General features: G+C 66.8%; 18 protein-coding genes. 14 read left to right on the top strand and 4 right to left on the bottom strand.

The features are described 5' to 3' along the window. The first annotated feature begins 10 nt into the window (after positions 1 to 10). Positions 11 to 1,786 (top strand): choline dehydrogenase, encoded by a 1,776-nt coding sequence (gene betA / locus A6A40_RS13555; protein WP_472240325.1) that lies wholly within the window; start codon positions 11 to 13, stop codon positions 1,784 to 1,786. Between the two features lie 45 nt (positions 1,787 to 1,831). Continuing rightward, positions 1,832 to 2,809: a choline ABC transporter substrate-binding protein gene (locus A6A40_RS13550; RefSeq protein ID WP_063635841.1), complete on the top strand. Its 978-nt coding sequence runs from the start codon at positions 1,832 to 1,834 to the stop codon at positions 2,807 to 2,809. 395 nt (positions 2,810 to 3,204) lie between these two features. Here the strand turns inward: A6A40_RS13550 and A6A40_RS13545 are convergent, their stop codons facing one another. Next, positions 3,205 to 4,020: a DeoR family transcriptional regulator gene (locus tag A6A40_RS13545; protein ID WP_063635840.1), complete on the bottom strand. Its 816-nt coding sequence runs from the start codon at positions 4,018 to 4,020 to the stop codon at positions 3,205 to 3,207. A gap of 411 nt (positions 4,021 to 4,431) precedes the next feature. On the opposite strand from A6A40_RS13545, the gene A6A40_RS13540 reads away from it, so the two are divergent. From A6A40_RS13540 to glpK, 9 genes are all read left to right on the top strand, one after another. After that, a complete protein-coding gene (locus tag A6A40_RS13540) occupies positions 4,432 to 6,558 on the top strand; it encodes a methyl-accepting chemotaxis protein (protein WP_236783673.1) in 2,127 nt (708 codons plus the stop codon). A 186-nt stretch (positions 6,559 to 6,744) separates the two neighbouring features. Next, a complete protein-coding gene (gene glpD, locus A6A40_RS13535; protein WP_063635838.1) occupies positions 6,745 to 8,355 on the top strand; it encodes a glycerol-3-phosphate dehydrogenase in 1,611 nt (536 codons plus the stop codon). Further along, positions 8,352 to 9,455: an ABC transporter ATP-binding protein gene (locus tag A6A40_RS13530; protein ID WP_063635837.1), complete on the top strand. Its 1,104-nt coding sequence runs from the start codon at positions 8,352 to 8,354 to the stop codon at positions 9,453 to 9,455. Before glpD ends, A6A40_RS13530 begins: the two co-directional genes overlap by 4 nt. A 13-nt stretch (positions 9,456 to 9,468) precedes the next feature. Then, complete coding sequence (locus A6A40_RS13525; protein WP_063635836.1) at positions 9,469 to 10,545, top strand: ABC transporter ATP-binding protein; 1,077 nt, start codon at positions 9,469 to 9,471, stop codon at positions 10,543 to 10,545. A gap of 15 nt (positions 10,546 to 10,560) precedes the next feature. Further along, a complete protein-coding gene (locus tag A6A40_RS13520; protein WP_063635835.1) occupies positions 10,561 to 11,436 on the top strand; it encodes a carbohydrate ABC transporter permease in 876 nt (291 codons plus the stop codon). Next, entirely contained in the window at positions 11,433 to 12,302 is an 870-nt protein-coding gene (locus A6A40_RS13515) for a carbohydrate ABC transporter permease (protein WP_199275877.1), read from the top strand. The genes A6A40_RS13520 and A6A40_RS13515 overlap by 4 nt, the downstream gene beginning before the upstream one ends. 27 nt (positions 12,303 to 12,329) lie before the next feature. Next, complete coding sequence (locus A6A40_RS13510; protein WP_236783672.1) at positions 12,330 to 12,608, top strand: DUF2160 domain-containing protein; 279 nt, start codon at positions 12,330 to 12,332, stop codon at positions 12,606 to 12,608. A gap of 107 nt (positions 12,609 to 12,715) precedes the next feature. Continuing rightward, the gene (locus A6A40_RS13505) at positions 12,716 to 14,479 is read left to right on the top strand and encodes an ABC transporter substrate-binding protein (RefSeq protein ID WP_063635834.1); all 1,764 of its coding nucleotides are present in this window, start codon (positions 12,716 to 12,718) and stop codon (positions 14,477 to 14,479) included. 165 nt (positions 14,480 to 14,644) lie between these two features. After that, entirely contained in the window at positions 14,645 to 16,138 is a 1,494-nt protein-coding gene (glpK, locus tag A6A40_RS13500) for a glycerol kinase GlpK (RefSeq protein WP_063635833.1), read from the top strand. Between the two features lie 174 nt (positions 16,139 to 16,312). On the opposite strand, the gene A6A40_RS13495 is transcribed toward glpK, so the two are convergent. From A6A40_RS13495 to A6A40_RS13485, 3 genes are all read right to left on the bottom strand, one after another. After that, complete coding sequence (locus A6A40_RS13495; RefSeq protein WP_082860824.1) at positions 16,313 to 17,938, bottom strand: 3-(methylthio)propionyl-CoA ligase; 1,626 nt, start codon at positions 17,936 to 17,938, stop codon at positions 16,313 to 16,315. Then, entirely contained in the window at positions 17,923 to 18,384 is a 462-nt protein-coding gene (locus tag A6A40_RS13490; protein WP_063635832.1) for a MerR family transcriptional regulator, read from the bottom strand. The genes A6A40_RS13495 and A6A40_RS13490 overlap by 16 nt, the downstream gene beginning before the upstream one ends. A gap of 90 nt (positions 18,385 to 18,474) precedes the next feature. After that, positions 18,475 to 20,163 carry a methyl-accepting chemotaxis protein gene (locus A6A40_RS13485; RefSeq protein ID WP_063635831.1) on the bottom strand — a complete coding sequence of 563 codons (1,689 nt, stop codon included), beginning with the start codon at positions 20,161 to 20,163 and terminating at the stop codon, positions 18,475 to 18,477. A 352-nt stretch (positions 20,164 to 20,515) separates the two neighbouring features. Here A6A40_RS13485 and A6A40_RS13480 point away from each other — a divergent pair, with 352 nt between their 5' ends. The 3 genes from A6A40_RS13480 (at position 20,516) to A6A40_RS13465 (ending at position 24,259) form a co-directional block, all read left to right on the top strand. Next, positions 20,516 to 22,213: a glycosyltransferase family 39 protein gene (locus tag A6A40_RS13480; RefSeq protein ID WP_146191561.1), complete on the top strand. Its 1,698-nt coding sequence runs from the start codon at positions 20,516 to 20,518 to the stop codon at positions 22,211 to 22,213. Between the two features lie 477 nt (positions 22,214 to 22,690). Further along, positions 22,691 to 23,311, top strand: coding sequence for a class I SAM-dependent methyltransferase (locus A6A40_RS13470; RefSeq protein ID WP_063635828.1), 621 nt, complete (start codon positions 22,691 to 22,693; stop codon positions 23,309 to 23,311). A 111-nt stretch (positions 23,312 to 23,422) separates the two neighbouring features. Continuing rightward, on the top strand, positions 23,423 to 24,259 hold the full coding sequence (locus A6A40_RS13465) for a uroporphyrinogen-III synthase (RefSeq protein ID WP_063635827.1): 837 nt from the start codon (positions 23,423 to 23,425) through the stop codon (positions 24,257 to 24,259). Positions 24,260 to 24,311: the final 52 nt, after the last annotated feature.

The following is a 24,311-nucleotide window of genomic DNA, read 5'->3' as shown; positions in this document are numbered from 1 at the left end:
GGGGTGTTCGATGTCGAATCAAGCGATCTCCGGAGCCGCTGCCCCGGAGAACGGCACCGCCATGCCCGACGCCATGCCCTCCATCGCCTCTGCGGTGCGCGAGTATGACTACATCATCGTCGGCGCCGGATCGGCGGGCAACGTGCTGGCCTGCCGCCTGACCGAGGATGCGGGCGTCAGCGTCCTGCTGCTGGAAGCCGGCGGACCCGATCACCGGCTGGATTACCGCACCCAGATGCCGGCGGCGCTGGCCTTTCCGCTGCAAGGGCGCCGCTACAACTGGGCCTACGAGACCGAGCCCGAACCGCACATGGACAACCGCCGGATGGAGTGCGGGCGTGGCAAGGGGCTGGGCGGCTCGTCGCTGATCAACGGCATGTGCTACATCCGCGGCAACGCGCTGGACTATGACGGCTGGGCCGAGCTGCCGGGTCTGGAGGACTGGAGCTATCTCGATTGCCTGCCCTATTTCCGCAAGGCGGAGACGCGCGACGCCGGTCCCAACGCCTATCACGGCGGCGACGGCCCACTGTTCGTCACCACCGCCAAGCCCGGAGTCAACCCGCTCTACGAAGCGATGGTCGAGGCGGGTGCGCAGGCCGGCTATGGCCGCACCGACGACCTGAACGGCTACCGCCAGGAGGGCTTCGGCCCGATGGACCGCACGGTGACCGCGCAGGGGCGGCGCTGCAGCACCGCCCGCGGCTATCTCGACCTTGCGCGGGGGCGGCCGGGGCTGACCATCGTGACCCACGCGCTGACCGACCGCATCCTGTTCGACGGGCGCCGCGCGGTCGGCGTCGCCTATCTGCGCAACGGCACACCGGTGACGGCGCGGGCGCGGCGGGAGGTGCTGCTGTGCGCCGGCGCCATCGCCTCGCCGGCGATCCTGCAACGGTCGGGGGTGGGGCCGTCGCCGCTGCTGCGCGAACTGGGGGTGCAGACGGTGATCGACCTGCCGGGTGTCGGCGGCGATCTCCAGGACCATCTGGAGATGTACATCCAGTATGAATGCCGACAGCCGGTGTCGCTCTATCCCGCGCTGAAATGGTGGAACCAGCCGGCCATCGGCGCCGAGTGGCTGTTCCTGGGCACCGGCATCGGCGCCAGCAACCAGTTCGAGGCCGGCGGCTTCATCCGCACCGGCGACGACGTGCCCTGGCCCAACATCCAGTATCACTTCCTTCCCGTGGCCATCAGCTACAACGGCACCAACGCGGTGGAGGCGCACGGCTTCCAGGCCCATGTCGGCTCGATGCGCTCGCCCAGCAAGGGGCGCGTCCATGCCCGGTCGCGCGATCCGGGGCAGGCGCCGAGCATTCTCTTCAACTATATGGCCGATCCGCAGGACTGGCAGGAGTTCCGCGCCGGCATCCGCATCACCCGCGACATCATGCGGCAGCGCGCCCTGGCCCCCTACCGCGGGGAGGAGATCAGCCCCGGCGCCGATTGCGTCACCGACGCCGACCTCGACGCTTTCGTTCGCCACCATGCCGAGACCGCCTATCACCCCTGCGGCACCTGCCGGATGGGAACCGACGACGGCGCGGTGGTGGACGGTCAGGGCCGGGTGAATGGGCTGGAGGGCCTGCGCGTCATCGACGCCTCGATCATGCCGCGAATCGTCACCGGCAATCTGAATGCGCCCACCATCATGATGGCGGAGAAGCTGGCCGACGCGCTGCGTGGCCGACCGCCGCTGCCGCGCGCCGATGTCCCCTATTACGTCGCCGAGGCCGCCGTCATCGGGAAGGAGAGCCGGAGAGACCAACGACTGCGGGCGTGAACCCGTACGCCGACAACGACAACCACAAGCAAGGAGAACAGGGATATGGGCAAGACACTCGGTAGGATTTCCAGTCTCGCCGTCGGCCTGATGCTGGCGGCCGGCACCGCCGCCATGCCGGCGGGGCCGGCGCTCGCCGCCGATCCGGCCTCCTGCCAGTCTGTGCGTTTCGGCGACGTCGGCTGGACCGACATCGCGGCGACGACGGCGCTCGCCTCCGTCACGCTGGAGGCGCTGGGCTACAAGCCGACCACCAGCATCTCGTCGGTGCCGGTCGTCTATCTCGGGCTGAAGACCAAGTCGCTGGACGTGTTCCTCGGCAACTGGATGCCCACCATGGAGACCTTCATCAAGCCGGTGCTGGAGGACGGTTCGGTCGAGGTGACGCGCGTCAACCTGGAAGGTGCCAAATACACGCTGGCCGTCCCCACCTATGCCGCCGAGGCCGGGCTGAAGAGCTTCAAGGATCTGGCGAAGTTCAAGGACAAGCTGGACGGCAAGATCTACGGCATCGAGGCCGGCAACGATGGCAATCTCATCATCGACAAAATGCTGAAGGCCGACGCCTTTGGGCTGAAGGATTTCAAGATGGTGGAATCCAGTGAAGCCGGGATGCTGGCCGAGGTGAAGCGCGCGGTCCGGTCCAAGAAGTGGATCGTCTTCCTGGGTTGGGCGCCGCATCCGATGAACAAGACGATGGACATCACCTATCTGGCTGACGGCGACGACTGGTTCGGCCCGAATTACGGCGGCGCCACCGTCAGCACCAACGTACGCAAGGGCTATGCCGCCGAATGCCCGAATGTCGGCAAGTTCCTGTCCAATCTGGTCTTTACCTTGGACATGGAGAATTCGGTGATGGACGGCATCATGAACGGCGGCCGCAAGCCGGAAGCGGTGGCGGCAGACTGGTTGAAGAAGAACCCTGCCATCCTGAAGACCTGGCTGTCCGGCGTCACCACGCTGGACGGCAAGGACGGTCTGGCCGCCGTGCAGGCCAGGCTGGCCGCGCTCAAATCCTGACCTGACGCCTCCTTTCCACTTTGCCTCCTCGACTCCGGCCGCGACGGGATGCCGTCGCGGCCATATTTTTTTGGGCGGCGGGCAAGGTCCGCCAACCAACAGGGCTCCGCATCCAGGTTAGCGGATTTGGGCGGCGAGAATGGCGTCGAGGTGGTCGGTGTCGCATCCTGCCAGCGTCCGGCGGAGCTTGATGCTGGTGGCTCTGGGGAAGGCGGCGGGCTTTTGGTGGTGCGTCGCAACCATCGAATTCAGTGAATGGCCTTCCCAGACGAAGGCCTCGATCGAATCAGAAACCTCGCCATTCGGAAACCCTGGTTAACCCGAGTTCGCAGCGCTTGGGGGGCGGCGGACGGTGTCACGTTTGAAGCTGTTTCGCAGAAACAGGAGCTGTTCCCCTACTCCTCGGTATCTTCACCGTCGCCGTTGGTCGGCTCGCTGCCGTCGGCGACATGGACCTGACAGTCGGCGTTGCCCAGCACCTCCATCAACTCCGGCGGCGGCAGGCGGTCGGTGAACAGGGCATCGAGCACGCTGACGTCGGCCATGCGGATCATGGCGTTGCGGCCGAACTTGGTGTGGTCGGTGACCAGGAAGACCCGGCGCGAGCTTTCGATGATGGCGCGGGCGACGCGGACCTCCTGCTCGTCGTAATCCAGCAGGTCGCCTTCGGAATCGATGCCGCTGATTCCGATGATGCCGATATCGACCTTGTAGCGGCGGATGAATTCAACCGTCGCCTCGCCGATGATGCCGCCGTCGCGTTCGCGGACGAGGCCGCCGGCGATCGACAGGGCGAAGCTGGTGTTCTTGTGCAGGATGGTGGCGACGTTCAGGTTGTTGGTCAGAACCCGCAGCCGCTTGTGGCCGAGCAGGGCCTGGGCCACCGCCTCCGTCGTCGTGCCGATGTTGAGGAACAGCGAGGCGTCCTCCGGCACATGGCGCGCCACCAGTTCGGCAATGCGGCGCTTTTCCTCCGCCATCAGGGTCTGGCGGGTGGAATAGGCGATGTTCTCCACGCTGGACGGCACGGTGACGCCGCCGCGGAAGCGCCGGACGGCGGACTGGCCGGCCAGATGCTCGATGTCGCGGCGGATGGTCTGCGGGGTGACGTCGAAATGCTCGGCCAGCCATTGGATCTGCACCATGCCCTTGGCATGGACCAGGGCAACGATCTCCTGCTGGCGGCGTTCGGCGTCCAGGCGCGCGTCCATCGGGGGGCTGTCTCCGGTCGTTGGGATGGCGTTTGGGAGCGTCAGTGGATCAGATGCGCGGAATGGGTCAAAGCGAAAACCGTCCGTCCCTGCCGTGCAAAGCGTGCAAGCCAGCCGATTTTCATCGCCCGGCGAACCTGCGGCACCGTACGCTGGATATTGTTGGCAACACAAGCATGTTTCTTTACGAAAATGAACGCGCATGATAGGAAAGGAGACCGTGGGATCGCCGCAGCCAACCGGCCAGCGGCAAGTCAGGGTTCCCCGCGAGTCACCACCGCCAAATCCATCCGATAAGATCGCCGGGCAGCAGAGTAACCGGCGTCTCGGCAAGAAGATAACGTAAGGGAGAGGAATATGACGCGATCGTCGGTGAATGGGGGCGGTCGTTCGGTAGGGGGAGACCGGTCATTGCTTGGCATTCAGGGGCGCCTTTTCCTGGCCTTCGGCGGGGTGGCGCTGTTGGCCGCCTTCGCCAGCCTGATGGCCTGGTGGTCGCTGACCGAAACCGGGCGGTCGATGGACCAGATCGGCCGCAGCAGCCTGCCGGCCATCGTGCGCTCGCTCAATCTGGCGAAAGACAGCACGGCCATCGCCGCCGATGCGCCTGCCGTGGCGGCGTCGGGTGACGCGGCCCAGCTGGAGGAGCGGATGGCTGGCCTGTCCCGGCGGCTGACCGGCCTGCGCGACCGCATCGCGGCGATGCGTGGCGATGCGGTCGGCGCCTCGGCCGATGCGGACGCGGTGGCCGGGCTGGTCGAGCGGATGGGGGCGGCGTTGGACACGCTGGGCAAGCGCACCGCCGAGCGGCTGGCGATCGAGGAGAAGCTCAACGCCCTGATGGCCGACGCGGTGATGGCGCATGAGGATTTCACCGATCTGGTGGCGCCGCTGCTGGAGGTGTCGACCCTGTCCGTCAGCAATGTGGTGGGGGATCTGGCGGCGGCGCAGACGGTCGACACCGCCACCGGCCTGGGCCGCCGGCTGGCGCAGGAGGAGCTGCCGGTCATCACCCAGCTGATGGGGGTGCAGGCCAACGGCAACCTTGCCTTCGGCATGATCGCCGCCGCCTCCAGCGTGCCGCAGGGGGCGACGCTCAGCAACATCCGGTCCAAATACAACTGGGCGCTCCTGCGCGTCGACAACGCCATCGCCGCGATGCCCAAGGACAGCCAGGACCGGCCGGCGCTGGTCAAGGCGCGCGACGGTCTGGCCGCCTTCGGCAGCGGGGCGGGCAGCGTCTTCCGCCTGCGTGACGAGCAGGCGCGCATCACCGCCGACATCGAAAGCGCGCTGGCCGAGACGGTGCGGCTGACCGCCGACCTGAACGGCACCATCGAGACGGTGGTCGCCCACCAGCAGGACCGCACCGGCGCCGACGTGGCTCGGACGGAAGCGGCGATTGCCGGGGCTGTCGCCGTCCAGGGAACCGCTGCGGCGGTGGTGGTGGTCTCCAGCCTGCTGATCGTCTGGTTCTATGTCCGCAACCGGCTCACCCGCCGCCTGATGCGGGTGATCGACGCCATGCGCGCCGTCGCCGGCGGAGACCTGACGGCCGATGCCAGGGTCGGCGGGCGCGACGAGATCGCAGAGATGGCGGGAATCGTCGGTCTCTTCCGTGACAAGAGCGCCGAGATCGCCCGCCTGCAGGAGGAACAGGATGCGATCAAGCAGGCCGCCGATGCCGAGCGGTCGCGCACCATCCAGACCATCACCGCCAGCATCGAGGCCAGCGTGAAGGAGGCCTCGCGCCACATCTCCGCCGCTTCGGCCGACATGCGCGCGGCGTCGGAGGGGATGTCCGCCACCGCCGAGCAGACCTGCCGCCGCATGACCGACGTGCGTGCCGCGGTCGCCGACACCGCAACCAACGTGCAGACCGTTGCCGCCACCGCCGGCCAGCTGTCGGCCTCCATCGGCGAGATCACCCGGCGGGTCGGCGATTCCAGCCAGATCGCCCGCAGCGCGGTGGAGGAGGCGCGCAGCACCAACGAACTGATGACGGCGCTCGCCACCGCCGCGCAGAAGATCGGCGACGTGGTCGGCATGATCAATGCCATCGCCGGCCAGACCAACCTGCTTGCCTTGAACGCCACCATCGAGGCGGCGCGCGCCGGCGATGCCGGCAAGGGCTTCGCCGTGGTGGCGGAGGAGGTGCGCAGCCTCGCCGGACAGACCGCCAAGGCGACGGAGGAGATCGCCCAGCAGGTCCAGGCGGTGCGGACCACCGCGCAGGGGGCCGTGTCGGCCATCGACGACATCGGCCGCACCATCGGCCGCATCGACGAGATCACCGCCATGGTCGCCGCCGCGGTCGAGGAGCAGTCCGCCGCCACCGGCGAGATCGCGCGCAGCATCAATCATGCCTCCGAAGCGGTGCAGAGCATTGCCGATACCGTGGCTTCGGTGGACGACGCGGTGAACCGCACCGGCAGTGCCGCCGCCGAGGTGGTGGGCGCCACCCGCGCGCTTTCGCAACGTTCCGAAAGCCTGAGCGACGATATCGACCGTCTGCTCGGCCATATTCGGGCGGCCTGATCCGCCGGGCGGGCGTAATGCCGGATCGGCCTTATTTCCGATAGGAAAACGGCACGATCCGGCGTAGCCTCCAAAACATGGTCAGCTGAACAAACATTTTCCTTTTCAAACGCGAACGAACATCATATGTTCCGAAACGAAAGCTGCCGGGTTCGCAAGGAACCGGCGCGGTACGGAGAGGAACCCATGGCAAACGCGAGCCCAGCAGGAACGGACGGCCGGCTCGGTGCGACCGATACGGCGGTGACCGATCTGCTGATCGTCGGCGGCGGCGTGAACGGGGCGGGCATCGCCCGCGATGCGGTCGGGCGCGGGATGTCCGTGGTGCTGTGCGAACAGGGCGACCTTGCGGGCGCCACCTCGTCGGCCAGCACCAAGCTGATCCACGGCGGCCTGCGCTATCTCGAATATTACGAATTCCGCCTCGTGCGCGAGGCGCTGCAGGAGCGCGAGGTTCTGCTGCGCGCCGCTCCGCACATCATCTGGCCTCTGCGCTTCGTGCTGCCGCACGACAGCAGCATGCGCCCGGCCTGGATGGTCCGCATCGGCCTGTTCCTTTACGATCATCTGGGAAAGCGCAAGCTGCTGCCGGGCTCGCACGGCGTCGACCTGACCAGCGCGCCGGCGGGCAAGCCGCTGGCGGGCGGCTTCACCAAGGCATTCGAATACTCGGACTGCTGGGTCGAAGACAGCCGGCTGGTCGTGCTGAACGCGATGGACGCCAAGGCCCGCGGGGCGGAGATCCTGACCCGCACCCGCTGCGAGAAGGCCGAACGGAAGGGCGGCCTGTGGGAAGCGACGCTGGTGGACACCGACACCGGCGCCACCCGCACCGTCCGCGCCCGCGCTCTGGTGAATGCCGCCGGCCCCTGGGTGCGCGAAATGATCGCCAAGCGCACGGGCGTCACCGTCGACAAGTCGGTGCGTCTGGTCAAGGGCAGCCACATCGTCGTGCCGAAGATGTATGAGGGCGACCATGCCTACATCTTCCAGAACGACGACCGCCGCATCGTCTTCGCCATCCCGTACGAGCGCGATTTCACCCTGATCGGCACCACCGACCTCGATTATTCGGGCGATCCCGGCGCGGTGGCGATCGCCCCTGAGGAAATCGCCTACATGTGCCGGGCGGTGTCGCGCTACTTCGCCAAGCCGGTGCGCGAGAGCGACGTGGTGTGGACCTACAGCGGCGTCCGGCCGCTGTTCGACGATGCCAGCGGCAACGCCTCAGCCGTCACCCGCGACTATGTGCTGGAGATGGACGAACCGGCCGGCGAGGCGCCGATGCTGTCGATCTTCGGCGGCAAGATCACCACCTTCCGCCGGCTGGCGGAGGAGGCGACGGAAAAGCTCGGCAAGGCGCTCGGCAAGGGCGGCGTCACCTGGACCGCCGACGTGGCGCTGCCCGGCGGCGACATCGCCGACGCCGATTTCGCCGGCTTCCTGGCCGGGCTGAAGCGCCGCCGCCCCTGGCTGCCCGATGCGCTGGCCACCCGGCTGGCGCGCGCCTATGGCACGCGGGTCGACCGGCTGCTGGGCGACGCCAAGGGGCTGGGCGACCTTGGCATCGAGTTCGGGGGCGGCGTCTTCGAAGCCGAACTCGATTACTCCGCGCGGGAGGAGTTCGCCATGACCGGCGACGACTTCCTGTGGCGGCGCTCCAAACTTGGGCTGCACCTGGACGCAAATGTCCGGGAAGCCATCGGCGGCTGGTTCGACCGGCGCCGCGAAGCAACGGCCAACAGGACACCGGGCGATGAAGCGACGGGCCTGCGGTCGATGGGAGGATTGCGGTGACACTCACACTGGATGGCGTGGCGAAGCGCGTCGGCGCCGAGCAGCATCTCCACCCCCTGTCGCTGGAACTGCAACCCGGCAGTTTCAACGTTCTGCTGGGACGGACGCTGGCCGGCAAGACGACGCTGATGCGGCTGATGGCCGGGCTGGACGCGCCCAATGCCGGCCGCGTGCTGGAAAACGGCAAGGACGTGACCGGCAAGTCGGTGCGCCATCGCGACGTGGCGATGGTCTATCAGCAGTTCATCAACTATCCGGCGATGACGGTGTACGAGAACATCGCCTCGCCGCTGCGCCGCCAGGGCAAGGACAATGCGGAGATCGACGCCAAGGTGCGCCGGACCGCCGCCATGCTGCGGATCGAGCCCTATCTGGCGCGGCTGCCGGCCGAACTGTCGGGCGGTCAGCAGCAGCGCTGCGCCATCGCCCGCGCGCTGGTGAAGGGCGCCGGCCTGCTTCTGCTCGACGAACCGCTGGTCAATCTGGACTACAAGCTGCGCGAGGAGCTGCGCGCCGAACTGCGCGACATCTTCGCCGACGGCAGGACCACCGTCGTCTACGCCACCACCGAGCCGCAGGAGGCGCTGATCCTCGGCGGCAACGTCACGGTCCTGCATGAGGGGCGGATGCTGCAGACCGGTCCGACCGGCGACGTGTTCCACGCTCCCGTCTCGCTCGACTGCGCCGAGGTCTTCAGCGACCCGCCGATGAATGTGGTGGATGCGATCCTGACCAACGACCGGGTGGCGCTGTCCGACGGCACCAGCCTGCCGCTGTCGGCCCATGACCGCAACCTGCCCGCCGGTCCCTGCAAGGTCGGCATCCGCGCCAACCATCTGACTGTGCTGCGCCGGAACGAGCGGCTGGTGCCGATCAAGGGCCGGGTGGAGCTGTCGGAGATCAGCGGGTCGGAGACCTTCATCCATCTGCGCCACGGCGGAACCACGCTGATCGCCCGCGAGGACGGGGTTCACAGCCATCCCATCGGCAGCGAGATCCAGGTCTATGCCGATCCCGACCGCATCTTCGTCTTCTCCACCGCCGGGCGGCTGGTGGCGGCACCCAACTGGCGGCGCGGTGCGCTGCGCAACATCGCTTAAGGGGGCGGGAGCGATGGCGACCATCCAATTCGACAATCTCGGCCACTCCTATCACCCGCATCCCAGCAAGCCCGAGGACTACGCGCTGCGCCGCCTGTCGCAGGAATGGGAGGACGGCAAGGCCTATGCGCTGCTGGGTCCGTCGGGCTGCGGCAAGTCCACGCTGCTGAACATCATCTCCGGCCTGCTGGTGCCCAGCGAGGGACGGGTGCTGTTCGACGGGCTGGACGTCACCCGCTGCACGCCGGAAGAACGCAACATCGCCCAGGTGTTCCAGTTCCCGGTGATCTACGACACCATGACGGTGTACGAGAATCTCGCCTTCCCGCTGCGCAACCGCAAGGTTCCTGAGGCGGATGTCGACCGCCGCGTGCGGCAGGTGGCCGAGGCGCTGGACCTGACCGCCGACCTCAAGAAGCGCGCCCAGCGGCTGACCCCGGACGCCAAGCAGAAGATCTCCATGGGCCGCGGTCTGGTGCGCTCGGACGTGGCGGCGATCCTGTTCGACGAGCCGCTGACCGTCATCGACCCGCACACCAAATGGATCCTGCGCCGCAAACTGCGCCAGATCCACGAGGAATACCGCCTGACCATGATCTATGTGACCCACGATCAGGTGGAGGCGCTGACCTTCGCCGACAAGGTCGCGGTGATGTATGAGGGCGCCATGGTCCAGCTCGGCACCCCGCAGGAGCTGTTCGAGAATCCGCTGCACACCTTCGTCGGCTATTTCATCGGCAGCCCCGGCATCAACCTGATGCCCTGCACGCTGGGCAGCGATCATGCGCTGGTCGACGGCATCGCCATCCCGCTGCACGACCGTGCCGTGCCGACGGTCGGGGGCAAGTTCGAACTGGGCATCCGTCCGGAATTCCTGGAGCTGACCCGCAGCGGCAGCGCCGGAGCCATCCCGGTGCAGGTCACCGGCGTGGACGATCTCGGCACGTCCAAGCTGGCGACGGTGCGGCTGGGGAACCAGACGCTGAAGGCCCGGCTGAGCGAGGAGCAGGAAATCCCGGCGCTCGACGCCGCCATCCGTTTCCCCACCCGGTGGACCAAGCTCTACCGCGACAGCCATCTGGTCGGTTGAAGGAGGCACGAAGCCATGGATAAGGTCCACGACAACCGGGCTTGGTTCCTCATCATCCCGGTCTTTCTGATTGTCGCCTTCAGCGCGGTGATCCCGCTGATGACGGTGGTCAATTATTCGGTGCAGGAGATCTTCGGCCCCGGCCAGACCTTCTTCGTCGGCACCGAATGGTTCTCCGCCGTACTCGCCGACGCGCGCCTGCACGACGCGCTGGTCCGCCAGATCATCTATTCGCTGGCGGTGCTGGCCATCGAGATTCCCTTGGGCATCCTGATCGCTCTCGGCATGCCCGGCGGTCGCAGCGCTAAGACGTCGCTGACGCTGGTGCTGCTGGCCCTGCCGCTGCTGATCCCGTTCAACGTGGTCGGCACGATCTGGCAGATCTTCGGCCGCGGCGACATCGGGCTTTTGGGCGCCACCTTCCGCGCCATCGGCATCGAGTACAACTACACCAACAATTCGCTGGACGCCTGGCTGACCGTTCTGGTCATGGATGTCTGGCACTGGACCAGCCTCGTGGCGCTGCTGTGCTATGCCGGACTGCAGTCGATCCCGCCGGCCTTCTATCAGGCGGCCAAGATCGACGGCGCGTCGAAATGGGCGGTGTTCCGCTACATCCAGCTGCCGAAGATGCGCGGCGTCCTGATCATCGCGGTCCTGCTGCGCTTCATGGACAGCTTCATGATCTACACCGAGCCCTTCGTGCTGACCGGCGGCGGTCCCGGCAACTCCACCACCTTCCTCAGCCAGTATCTGACGCAGATGGCGGTGGGTCAGTTCGACATCGGCAAGGCCGCGGCCTTCTCCATCGTCTACTTCCTGATCGTGCTGCTGTTCAGCTTCATCTTCTACACCATCATCACCCGCACCGGCGAGGGAGAGAAGAAATGAGCAAGGCCGCGGTTCTCGCTCCCGGTTCGCTGTCGGCGCCGGCCAACATCCGCCGATCCTCGGCGGGGGTATCGAAAAGAACGATTATTCTCGTCTGCTACATCGTCTTCCTCATGCTGCCCATCTACTGGATGGTCAACATGTCCTTCAAGACGAACGAGGAAATCCTGTCGGGCCTGACGCTGTACCCGCACAACCCGACGCTGCGCAATTACGCCGTCATCTTCACCGATCCCAGCTGGTACAGCGGCTACATCAATTCGATCTATTATGTGACGCTGAACACCATCATCTCGCTGTCGGTGGCCCTGCCGGCTGCCTACGCCTTCTCGCGCTACCGCTTCATCGGCGACAAGCACGTCTTCTTCTGGCTGCTGACCAACAAGATGGCGCCGCCGGCCGTGTTCCTGCTGCCCTTCTTCCAGCTCTACCAGACGGTCGGGCTGTTCGACACGCACATCGCGGTGGCGCTGGCCCACTGCCTGTTCAACGTGCCGCTGGCGGTCTGGATCCTGGAAGGCTTCATGTCCGGCGTGCCGCGCGAGATCGACGAGATGGCCTACATCGACGGCTACAGCTTCCCGCGCTTCTTCGGCACGGTCTTCCTGCCGATGATCCGGGCCGGCGTCGGCGTCACCGCCTTCTTCTGCTTCATGTTCAGCTGGGTCGAGCTGCTGCTGGCCCGCACGCTGACCTCGGTCGACGCCAAGCCGATCGCCGCCACCATGACCCGCACCGTCAGCGCGTCGGGCATGGACTGGGGATTGCTGGCCGCTGCCGGCGTGCTGACCATCCTGCCGGGCGCACTGGTGATCTGGTTCGTCCGCAATTACATCGCCAAGGGCTTCGCACTCGGTCGTGTTTGACCGGCCGCGTCTAAGGGAGACCTGATCATGGACATGGACTGGATGGCGTGGACCGCGCCGACCGCGATCTTCTTCCTCTGCATCGCCCTGATGCTGGCCGGCATGACGGTGTGGGAGGTGGTGTCGCCGACCGTGGAGGCGAAGGGCTTCCTGCCGATGCGCACGACCCGCGGCGACCGTCTGTTCATCGGCCTGCTCAGCAGCGCCTTCATCCATCTGGGCTGGCTCGCCGCGACCGATGTGTCGCTGTGGGGTGCCTTCGCGGTCTCGCTGGTGTGGATGGCGCTCGTCATCCGCTTCGGCTGAGAAGGACAGTTTTTCAAGGGATCCGCCGTCCCTGCGAAACCGGGGCGCGACGGTAAGAGCAATACGAAACGTCAACCCGACATCAAGTCGATCATGTGGGAGGAACCATGCTTCAGCACCAGACTCTGCGGCGCCGTCTGACCGGCGCGGTGATGGCCGGCGGCATCGGCGTTCTGCTGGCGATGGGGTCGGCGGCGCCGTCCGCCGCCATGACGCCGGAACAGGAAGCCGTCGCCAAGCGCATCATCGAGGAACTCCAGCCCTCCACGCTGTCCAAGGACGAGCAGATGAAGGAGCTGGAATGGTTCGTGAAGGCGGCCGAGCCCTACAAGGGCATGGAGATCAACGTCGTCTCCGAAACCATCACCACCCACGAATATGAATCGAAGACTCTGGCCAAACTGTTCAGCGAGCTGACCGGCATCAAGCTGAAGCACGACCTGATCCAGGAAGGCGACGTCATCGAGAAGCTGCAGACGCAGATGCAGTCGGGACGCAACGTCTACGACGCCTACGTCAACGACAGCGACCTGATCGGCACCCATGTCCGCTACGGCCAGGCGGTCGCCCTGTCCGACTTCATGGCGGGCGAGGGCAAGGACGTCACCCTGCCGACGCTGGATCTCAAGGATTTCATCGGCACCAGCTTCACCACCGGCCCGGACGGCAAGCTCTACCAGCTGCCCGACCAGCAGTTCGCCAACCTCTACTGGTTCCGTGCCGACTGGTTCGCCCGTCCCGACCTGAAGGAGAAGTTCAAGGCGAAGTACGGCTACGATCTGGGCGTCCCGCTCGACTGGTCGGCCTATGAGGACATCGCCGAGTTCTTCACCAACGACGTGAAGGAGATCGACGGCGTCCGCGTCTACGGCCACATGGATTACGGCAAGAAGGACCCGTCGCTCGGCTGGCGCTTCACCGACGCCTGGCTGTCGATGGCCGGCGCCGGCGACAAGGGCCTGCCCAACGGCAAGCCGGTGGACGAGTGGGGCATCCGCGTCGAGGGCTGCCGTCCGTCCGGCGCGTCGGTCGCGCGCGGTGGCGATACCAACGGTCCGGCCGCGGTCTATTCGCTGGTGAAGTACATCGACTGGCTGAAGAAGTACGCCCCGCCCGAAGCCTCTGGCATGACCTTCTCCGAAGCCGGTCCGGTGCCGGCGCAGGGTGCCGTCGCCCAGCAGATTTTCTGGTACACCGCCTTCACCGCCGACATGACCAAGGCGGGCCTGCCGGTGGTCAACGCCGACGGCACGCCGAAATGGCGCATGGCCCCCTCGCCGCGCGGGCCCTACTGGGAACAGGGCATGAAGCTCGGCTACCAGGACGTCGGGTCCTGGACGCTGCTGAAGTCCACCCCGGCCGAACGCCGCAAGGCCGCCTGGCTCTACGCCCAGTTCACCGTGTCGAAGACCGCGTCGCTGAAGAAGACGCTGGTCGGCCTGACGCCGATCCGCGACAGCGACATCAGGTCCGAGGCGATGACCCAGGTCGCTCCGAAGCTGGGCGGTCTGGTCGAGTTCTACCGCAGCCCGGCCCGTGTTTCCTGGACGCCGACCGGCACCAACGTGCCGGACTATCCGAAGCTGGCCCCGCTGTGGTGGCAGAACATCGCCGAAGCCGTGACGGGTGAGCGCACCCCGCAGCAGGCGATGGACAATCTGGCCGAGCAGATGGAGCAGGTGCTGGCCCGCATGGAGCGCGCCAACATTGGTGGCGAGTGCGCGCCCAAGCTGAACCCGAAGAAGGATCCGAAGGAGTGGTTCGCCGCCCCCGGCGCCCCGAAGGCCAAGCTCGACAACGAGAAGCCCAAAGGTCAGACCATCGCCTATGACGACCTGCTGAAGGCCTGGAAGGAAGGCCGCGCCCAGTAACGGCGGGTGCGGTCCATGGTTCTCCCTCCTGGCTGACGTCCTGGTTGCGCCAGGGGTGAACCTCGGGGCGGCGGCACGCCGCCGCCCCATTCTTGTTTTTCAGGGTTCCCCCTCCCGTCCCAGGAGAGGGGTACAAAGTTCAAAAATTCACGGGGAATGCGCACAATGAGCAAGGCCGGCCACATCCTCGCCATCGACCAGGGCACCACCTCGTCGCGGGCGATCCTGTTCGACGGCCGGGGGACGCCGCTGGCCGAGGCGCGGCGCGAGTTTCCGCAGCACTATCCCGGCGACGGCTGGGTCGAGCATGACCCGTCCGACATCCTGCGCGATGTCCGCGCCGTGGCGCGTGGGGCGGTGGAAAAGGGCGGGATCGATGTGGCATCCATCGCCGCCATCGGCATCACCAACCAGCGCGAGACCGCCGTGGTGTGGGACCGCGCCACCGGCGAGCCGATCCACCGCGCCATCGTCTGGCAGGACCGCCGCACCGCGCCGCTCTGCCACGATCTGGTCGCCGACGGCCATGCCGAGCTGGTGCGGTCCAAGACCGGCCTGTTGATCGACGCCTATTTCTCCGCCACCAAGATCGCCTGGATCCTCGATCATGTGCCGGGCGCCCGCGCACGGGCCGAGCGCGGCGAGCTGTGCTTCGGCACCATCGACAGTTTCCTGATTTTTCACCTGACCGGCCGCCGGGTGCATGCGACCGACGCGACCAACGCCTCGCGCACCATGCTGTTCGACATCCATGCCCAGGATTGGGACGACGAGCTGCTGAGGCTGTTCCGTGTGCCGCGCGCCATGCTGCCGCGGGTGCTCGACAGCTCCGACGATTTCGGCGAGACCGATCCGGAGCTGCTCGGCCGGCCGATCCCCATCGCCGGCGTGGCGGGCGACCAGCAGGCGGCGGCTTTCGGACAAGCCTGCCTGACGCCGGGCATGGCGAAATCGACCTACGGCACCGGCTGCTTCGCGTTGATCAACACCGGCGAGACTCCGGTGGTGTCGAAGAACCGGCTCCTGACCACCGTCGCCTACCGTCTGAACGGCAAGGCGGCCTATGCGCAGGAAGGCTCTATCTTCGTGGCGGGCGCCGCGATCAAGTGGCTGCGCGACGGCATCGGCATCATCACCCACGCCAGCCAGACCGACGACATGGCCACCCGCGTGCCCGACAGCCACGGCGTCTATTTCGTCCCGGCCTTCGTCGGGCTGGGCGCACCGCATTGGGATTCGGAAGCCCGCGCCGCGATCTTCGGCATGACGCTGGACGTCGGTCCGGCCCACATCGCCCGCGCGGCGCTGGAGGCGGTCGCCTACCAGACCCGCGACCTGATGGAGGCGATGGCGGGCGATTGGGGCGGCACCATCAATGCGCTGCGCGTCGACGGCGGCATGGCTGCCAACGACTGGCTCTGCCAGTTCCTGGCCGACCTGCTGAACATGCCGGTGGAGCGGCCGAAGGTGATCGAGACCACGGCGCTGGGCGCAGCCTGTCTCGCGGCGTTGCGGGTGGGCGTGTTCGACGGGCTGGAGTCGGTATCCGACGCTTGGGGCAGCGAGCGCCGCTTCGACCCGCGCATGGAACTGGGCAAGCGCGACCGCCTCTATGACGGCTGGCGCGACGCCGTGGCGCGGGTGCGGTCAGAGCGCTGAAAAGGCCTCGATGGCGTGAATTCGAGACAGTGTGACGCAGACGAACAAGTCGCCTCATTTGTCTGCCGGTAGATTGACCTTGGTTGCGCGCTCCTCCCTCGGGTGCGTCGTCCTCGCCACTCACGCGAGGACACTGGGCCGGACGGTTCATGCCGTCCGGCCCATTTTTCTGGATTACACCCCCTCGGGGCCGGTCACCATGTGGCGGATTTCGCTCTTCAGCAGCTTGCCGGTGGCGGTGTGGGGCAGGCTGTCGACGAAGCGGACGTCGTCGGGGATGCACCATTTCGCGACCTTGCCCTCGAAGACCGCCAGCAGCTCCTCGCGGGTGACGGTCGAATCGGGCTTGCGCACCACCACCAGCACCGGGCGTTCGCCCCATTTCTCGTCGGCGACGGCGACGGCGGCGGCTTCCTGCACACCGGGATGGCCGACGGCGATGTTCTCCAGGTCGATGGAGCTGATCCACTCGCCGCCGGACTTGATGACGTCCTTGGTGCGGTCGACGATCTGGACATAGCCGTCGGCGTCCATCGTCACCACGTCGCCGGTCTCGAACCAGCCCGGCACCATCTGGTGCGCCGGGCTTTCCGTCAGGCCGAAATAGCCGGAGCAGACGGTGGAGCCGCGCACCAGCAGCCGGCCGAAGCTGGTGCCGTCGCGCGCCACGTCATTGCCGGAGCCGTCGACGACGCGGAACTGCACGCCGCAGATCGGCCGCCCCTGCTTGGAGGCCAGCGCCAGCGCATCGTCGGCGCTCAGCCCCGCATGCTTGCCCTTGGGCATGTTGGCGAGACCCAGCGGACTGGTTTCCGTCATGCCCCAGGCATGCAGCACCTCCACCCCCATCTCGCGGAAGCGCTGGATCATCACCGGCGGGCAGGCGGAGCCGCCGATGGCGATCCGGCGCATGGTGGTGAGTTTCTTTTTGTTGGCGTCCAGCCAGTTCAGCAGGGCAAGCCACACCGTCGGCACGCCGGCCGTGTTGGTGACCTTCTCGGCCTCGAACAGCTCGTACAGGCTGGCGCCGTCCAGCTTGCCGCCGGGGAAGACCAGCTTGGCGCCGGCCATCGGCGCGGCATAGGGCACACCCCAGGCGTTGACGTGGAACATCGGCACCACCGGCAGCACCACATCCGCCGCCGACAGGCCGAACACGTCGGGCAGGCAGGCGGCCATCGCGTGCAGGTAGGCGGAGCGGTGGCTGTACAGCACGCCCTTCGGGTTGCCGGTGGTGCCGGAGGTGTAGCACATGCCGCAGGCGGTGTTCTCGTCCAACTCCGGCCAGTCGAAGCTGCCGGGCTGGTCGGCCAGCAGATCCTCGTAGCACAGCAGGCCGGGCAGGGAGGATTGCGGCATGTTGGCCCGGTCGGTCATCACGACGATGCCCTTCAGCCCGGTCAATTCATGGGCGATGCCCTCCAGAAGCGGAACGAAGGTCAGATCGGTGAACAGCAGCCGGTCTTCGGCGTGGTTGACGATGTAGGCGATCTGCTCCGGGAACAGGCGCGGGTTGATGGTGTGGCAGACCATGCCCGAGCCGCCGATGCCGTAATAGCATTCCAGATGGCGGTAGCCGTTCCAGGCCAGCGTGCCGATGCGGTCGCCCGGCTTCATCCCCAGCGCCGCCAGCGCATTGGCCAGCTTCTGGGCGCGGATCCAGGCATCGGCATAGCTGTAGCGGTGGATCGGACCCTCGGTCGTGCGCGACACGATCTCGGTGTCGGCGTGGTAGAGCGCCGCATGACGCAGGATCGACGTCACCAGCAGCGGCTCGTTCATCATCATTCCACGCAGCATCGTTTCACTCCCGGTTCATTTGTCTGCTGTTTGGTTGTCGGCTGCATCGGGTCTTCGTCAGGCATGCAGGTGGCGAGCCGCCGCTCGGCGTCGGCCTCCATCGCCTTCAACTCGACGAGCACCTCGGCGATTTCCGACTGCATCCGTTCAAGCTCGGCCAGCCGGGCGCGGATCTTCCGCAGCCCGTCACGGTACTGTCCGGCGCTCGGCCGGCCCGAGCGGTAGTGGGCGAGATAGTCGGCGATCTGCTCCAGCGAGAAGCCCACCCGGCGGAATTTCAGGATCAGGATCAGCCGCGCGCGGTCGCGGTAGGTGAACACCCGGCGTCCACCCGCCCGTTGCGGCGTCAGCAACCCCTTCTCCTCGTAAAAACGCAACGCCTGCGGCGTGAGATCGAACTCCGCCGCCAGTTCCGTCACGCCGTAAACCCGATCCCGTTCGGACATGGACAATCCCCTGCGCCAGCGGATTTCGCCATGGGCGCAGGGGGAAGTCAACGTCAATGAGCTAAAGTACGCTTTAGATTGGAGCAGCCGTCAGCCGGCGCGGACCTGGGTCAGGAAGCGGTCCACCTCGTGGCTCAGCGAGTCGGTGTGGCTGGACAGCTGGCGGACGGAGGACAGGACCTCGTAGGCCACCTTGCCGCTCTGGCTGGCGGCCTGGTTGACGCCGCCGATGCTGTCTGAAACGGTCTGCGTGCCTTGGGCGGCCTGCTGGATGTTGCGGCTGATCTCGCGGGTCGCGGCTCCCTGTTCCTCGACGGCCGACGCGATGGAGGTGGCGACCTCGTTGATGTGGCCGATGACCCTGACCACCTCCTGCAACTCTCCCACCGCCTCGCCGGTCATCGACTGGATGTCGGCGACCTGGACCGCGATGTCCTCTGTCGCCTTCGCCGTCTGGGTGGCGAGCGCCTTCACCTCGCTGGCGACCACGGCGAAGCCCTTGCCGGCATCCCCGGCGCGGGCGGCCTCGATGGTGGCGTTCAGCGCCAGCAGGTTGGTCTGGCTGGCGATCGAGTTGATCAGTTCGACCACCGCGCCGATCCGTTGCACAGCCTGGGCCAGCCCATCCACCTTGCCGTTGGCCCGCTCGGCGATGTCGACCGCCTCGCGGGCGATTTCCGAGGACTGGCCGACCTGCCGGCTGATCTCGCCGATGGAGCTGGTCAGCTCCTCCGTCGCGGCGGCGACGGTCTGGACATTGGCCGAGGTCTGTTCCGTGGTCACGGCGACGTCGCTGGCAAGCCGGCCGGTCTGGTCCGCCGCCTGGGTCACGGCGCTGGCGCGGCTTTCCATCCCCGCGGCCTCCTCGACCACCGCATGGATGACGCCGCCCACCGCCTGTTCGAAGCGGTCGGCCAGGGCGGCGATGGCCCGCTGCTTGTCCGCTTCGGCCTGACGGGCCTGATCGGCCTGTTCGGACTCGAGCCGCTGTTTGGCCAGCGCGTTCTCCTTGAACACCTGCGTGGCGCGGCTCATGTCGCCAAGCTCGTCGCCGCGGCGGGTTTCGGGGAAGGTGACGGTCAGGTCGCCGGCGGCCATGGCCCGCATGCGGTCGGCCAGCGAACGGATGGTGGCGCTGATGTTGTGCCCGACCAGGGCCAGCAGCACGATGGCCGGCAATGCCAGCGCTGCGATGACGGCGAGCAGGGTCCAGAGCTGCGACAGGAACTCGGTCCACAAATCGTCGATGAAGACACCGGTGCCGATGAAGATCCGCCAGGGCTCGAACCCCTTCACATAGGCCAGCTTCACCGCCGTTTCGCTGCCGCCGACCGTGCGCGGCCAGTCGTAGGCGTAGGTCCCTTCGCCCCTGGCCTTGATGATGGCGATCAGTGCGGGAATGACCGGTACGCCGGCCGCGTCCTTGATGCCCGACACGTCCTTGCCCATCAGCGCCTTGTTGACATGGGCGAAGCCGACATTGTCGTAGGTGTGGGAGAACAGATATTCGTCGCCGCTGTAGCGGATGGCGAGGAAGGCATCCTTGAAGCGCGCCTGCGCCTCGTCGCGGGACAGGTGGCCGGCCGCAACCTCGCTTTCGAATCGGGCCGCCATGCTGTGTCCGGCCTCGACCATGAAGCGGAGGGCCTCGACGCGGTCCTGATACATGCGGTTGTAGCTGAGATAGAGTCCGGCGCCGGCAATCGCCATGCAGGCGAGGCTGGCCGTCGCCACCAGCAACAGCAGCTTCGCGCGGATTGAAAGAGAAGATTTGACCATTGACCACCACCTTTCGGCGTATTGCAGGCGCCGTTTCGTGCAGGGTGTCCTTAGGAGAATTGTTGCCCGAATATTGAACGAAAATCCGTGTTCCAGACCGTGCCAAGGTGTCGCATGGCGACATGAGTGGATGCCGGCATTGCAATTTGAATATTTGAGATAATTTGCGAAAGAGTCGCACCTGCGCTTAGGCGTGTCGTTTTGTCGGCGAGCGCTGCGGGCGGTAGGGGATACCCCCGAGTCCATGGCAGAGATTTCACATGACAATCTGCGGCTACCGATGCTTTCTCACGCGTCGTGAGGCGGGCTGCCGTTCCGTCATGCGGCTTGGAAATCTTGGGGGGAGTGGCGCGTGACGGGAAAGACCTGCGCTTTCCGCCGGATGTTCGGCGATCCGTGGGACCTTGCGGCGGCATTCGGCCTGCTGGCGCTTCTGGGGCTGGTAGCCGCCACCTTCCGGCATTACGGCATCTCCAATGACGAGGAGGTGCAGCATGTCTATGGCGCCAAGCTGATCGACTGGTACCGCAGCGGCTTCACCGATACGTCGGCCTTCACCTACAAGAACCTCTATCTCTATGGCGGGCTGTTCGACATGGCGGCGGTGGCGCTCGCCCCGTTTCTGCCCTTCGACCCTTACGAGACACGGCACCTGTTGTGTGCCCTGATCGGGGTGGCGGGCGTGGCTGTGGTCTGGGCGGTCGGGCGCCGGCTGGCCGGTCCGCGGGCGGGCCTGCTCGCCGGGCTGCTGCTGGCGCTGTGCGGACCGTGGTACGGCGGGCTGTTCAACCACACCAAGGACGTACCCTTCGCCATGTTGATGATGGCGGCGGTGGCGCTGCTGATCCGGATCGTCGGGCAGATGCCGCGGCCGCGCTGGGGCACGGTGCTCGGGTTCGGTCTTGTCGTCGGGCTGGCGCTGGGGATCCGGGTCGGGGCGCTGATGCTGGCCGGCTATGTGGCGGCGGCGCTGGTGGGGTGGGTGGTTGCCGGCGGTCTCTCCGCGCCCCGGTTGCGCCAAGGCGTCTCCGGCGCGCTGCGTCTGTTGCCGGCCTTGCCGGTCGCCTATGGGGTGATGGCGGTCTTCTGGCCCTGGGCGGTGCTGGAGCCGCTGAACCCGTTGCGGGCATTGGCCGATTTCTCGCATTTCCATTACCCGATCCGCACCATGCTGGGCGGTACGGAATATTGGATGTACGAGGTGCCGCGCAGCTACCTGGCCTGGTATCTCGCCATCAAGCTGCCGCTGGTGATGTTGGCCGGCGCGGCGCTGGGGTTGCTGGCGCTGCCCGGCATGATGCGCTCCGACCTCGTGGATGAGGAGGGAAAGGCGCGCGCTGTCGCTTGCGGGCTGGTCGCACTGGCGGCACTGTTTCCGGTCGTCTGGTTCACCCTCACCCATTCCCCCGGCTATACCGCGATCCGCCATTTCCTGTTCGTGCTGCCGCCCTTGGCGGTGTTGGGCGGCATCGGACTCGACCGGCTTCTGGGGTGGGCCGGCGCCTGGAGGTTCGGCGTGTCGCAGCGCAGCGGGCGCGGGCTTTCCGCCGCAGCCCTGGCCGGGGGCTTTCTGGCGCTGGTGCTGGGTCGGGAGGCGGTGGTCCTGGAATCGCTGCATCCAAACGAATACGTCTATTTCAATGAGCTGGTCGGCGGCGTGGCCGGAGCGGTGCGCAAATACGATGTGGATTACTGGGCGAACAGCCTGCCCGAAGCGGTGGAGAATCTGGCGGAGGTGATCGCAGAGGAGGAGGCGCGCACCCACCGCCACCGCACCTACAGCGTCGCCGTCTGCGCCGAACCGCTGGCCTTCGAGAAACTGGCGCCGGCCAACATGCGCTGGGTGACCGACTGGACCCGCGCCGACTTCTTCATCGCTCCGACGCAGGAGGATTGCGACACGCTGATGACCGGCCCGACAGTGGCGGAGGTCGAGCGCGGCGGCGCAGTTCTGGCGGTGGTGAAGGACCTGCGCAGGCCGGCGGAGCCGTCCGAGACCGTCGAGATGGCCCGCCTGCGCAGCGGTCGCCAACAGCGCCACTGGTGGTGAGCGGCGGTCAGGTCCGCAGCAGATCGCGCATCCCGCGGATCCAGCAGCTGATTGTTGCGGACCGCCAGAAGGGGCAGGAGGTCGTGGCGGCCGACCGCCTTGCGGATGCCGCTGACATACCGCCCCAGCTGCCGATCGCCGTTCCGGATCGGGGCGGTACGCGCATCGGCCTCCGCAAGGCGGTACGCACCCCACAGGTCAACGCCGTGACCGCGGCCAGAGAGTGACGATGGCGGATAATTTCCTTGAGAAATCCAGCGATTTTCTTTGAATGAACGATCAAACAAAAACGGTAAAGACAATCGACCGAATGGATAGGCCAAATGAATGGGCCGTCACAGGGCGACATTGTGCCGATTCTGTTGTTTGCGTCACTTTCATGGATCTGCAAATCCGGCTATGGTGCGCCGCCGACGGCTTGGGCTTGACCTTTGGGCGGGACCCGGATTTGGGATCGAGAGAGGGGGAAACAGGATCATGGACGCCGACTCCATTCGCGCCGCCTACCGCCGCTATGCGGGTTTCTACGACAAGGTGTTCGGGGTGCTTCTGGCGTCCGGCCGCCATGCGGCGGTGGAGTGGCTGAACCGCCGCGGAAACCTGCGGATTCTGGAGGTCGGCGTCGGCACCGGCCTGTCGCTGTCCGATTACCGCAAGGACAACCGCGTCGTCGGCATCGACCTGTCGACCGACATGCTGAAGGTCGCGCAGGAGCGGGTGGAGCGCGAGAGGCTCGACCATGTCGAAGGGCTGCTGGAGATGGATGCCGGCAAGCTGGCCTTCGCCGATGGCAGCTTCGACGTGGTGGTCGCCATGTATGTCATGACCGTCGTTCCCGATCCCCAGGGCACGATGGCGGAGTTGGAGCGCGTCTGCAAACCGGGCGGCGACATCGTGATCGTCAACCACTTCGCCGCGCCGCGCCCCGGCGTCCGCCGCGCGGTGGAGGGCTGGCTGTCGCCGCTGTCGAAGAAGCTGGGCTGGCGGCCCGATTTCACTCTGGACGCGATGATGACCGGATCGCGGCTGGCGGTGGAGAGTATCCGCACCCTGCCGCCCTTCGGGCTGTTCAGCCTGCTGCATTGCCGGCGGGGGTAGGCGCGCCGCTGGCAGTGGTGGTGGCTGTGACGGTCCAACCCGCGTGACCGCCCGCGCCGCCTGCTGTTAGTCTGTCCGCCACCACACACGGACGAACACGGGGACGGGACCATGGCCGAACAGGGCGGAGATCTGGCGGGAAAGCGGATTCTGGTGCCGGAAAGCCGGGATCTCGACCTGTTCGCCGGCATGATGGAACAGCATGGGGCCGAGACCATCCGCTGCCCGATGGTCAAGATCCTCGATCTCGACGACCCGGCCCCGGCCAGGGAATGGCTGGAGCGGTTGCTGAGCGAGGGCTTCGACGACATCGTGCTGCTGACCGGCGAAGGGCTGCGGCGGCTGATGACGGTCGCCCGCGCCATGGAGCGCGAGGCCGACGTGGTCGCCGCCATCGGCCGGGCGCGCGTCTTCGTCCGCGGACCGAAGCCGGTCAAGGCTCTGCGGGAGATCGGCTGCAGCCCGTTCAAATCCGCCCCCGCTCCGACCTCCGACGGCGTCATCGCCATGCTGTCGGAACAGGAGTTGGACGGTCACCGCGTCGGCATCCAGCTCTACCCCGACAACCCGAACGAGCCCCTGCTGGATGCGGTGCGGGCCCGCGGCGGCACGCCGGTTGCGGTCACACCCTACCGCTACGCCAACGATTCCGAGACGGGAGCGGTTCAGACCGCCATCCGAGACATGGCGGCGGGGCGGATCGACTTCGTCGCCTTCACCGCCTCGCCCCAGGTGCGGCGGTTGCATGAGGTGGCGGAGGCCTGCGGTCTTGCCGACGCCTTCCGCCAGGGTTTCATCAGGACCCGGATCGCCGCCGTCGGCCCGGTGGTGGCCGAAGCGGTAGAGGCGGCAGGCGGGACCGTCGCGGTGTCCCCGGAATCGACCTTCCACATGAAGCCATTGGTCAATGCCATCCGCCGTCTGCTGACGGACGGTGCTGGGGGCTGAGGGGGCCGGCGGGAGCGGGGGTAGCCAACGGCGGGTGGACCAGCGACCATTC

Origin of the sequence: Azospirillum humicireducens, from assembly GCF_001639105.2 — a bacterium.
Classification (GTDB): domain Bacteria; phylum Pseudomonadota; class Alphaproteobacteria; order Azospirillales; family Azospirillaceae; genus Azospirillum; species Azospirillum humicireducens.
The sequence above is the reverse complement of the archived record's forward strand: the minus strand, read 5'-3'. Positions and strand labels throughout refer to the sequence as shown.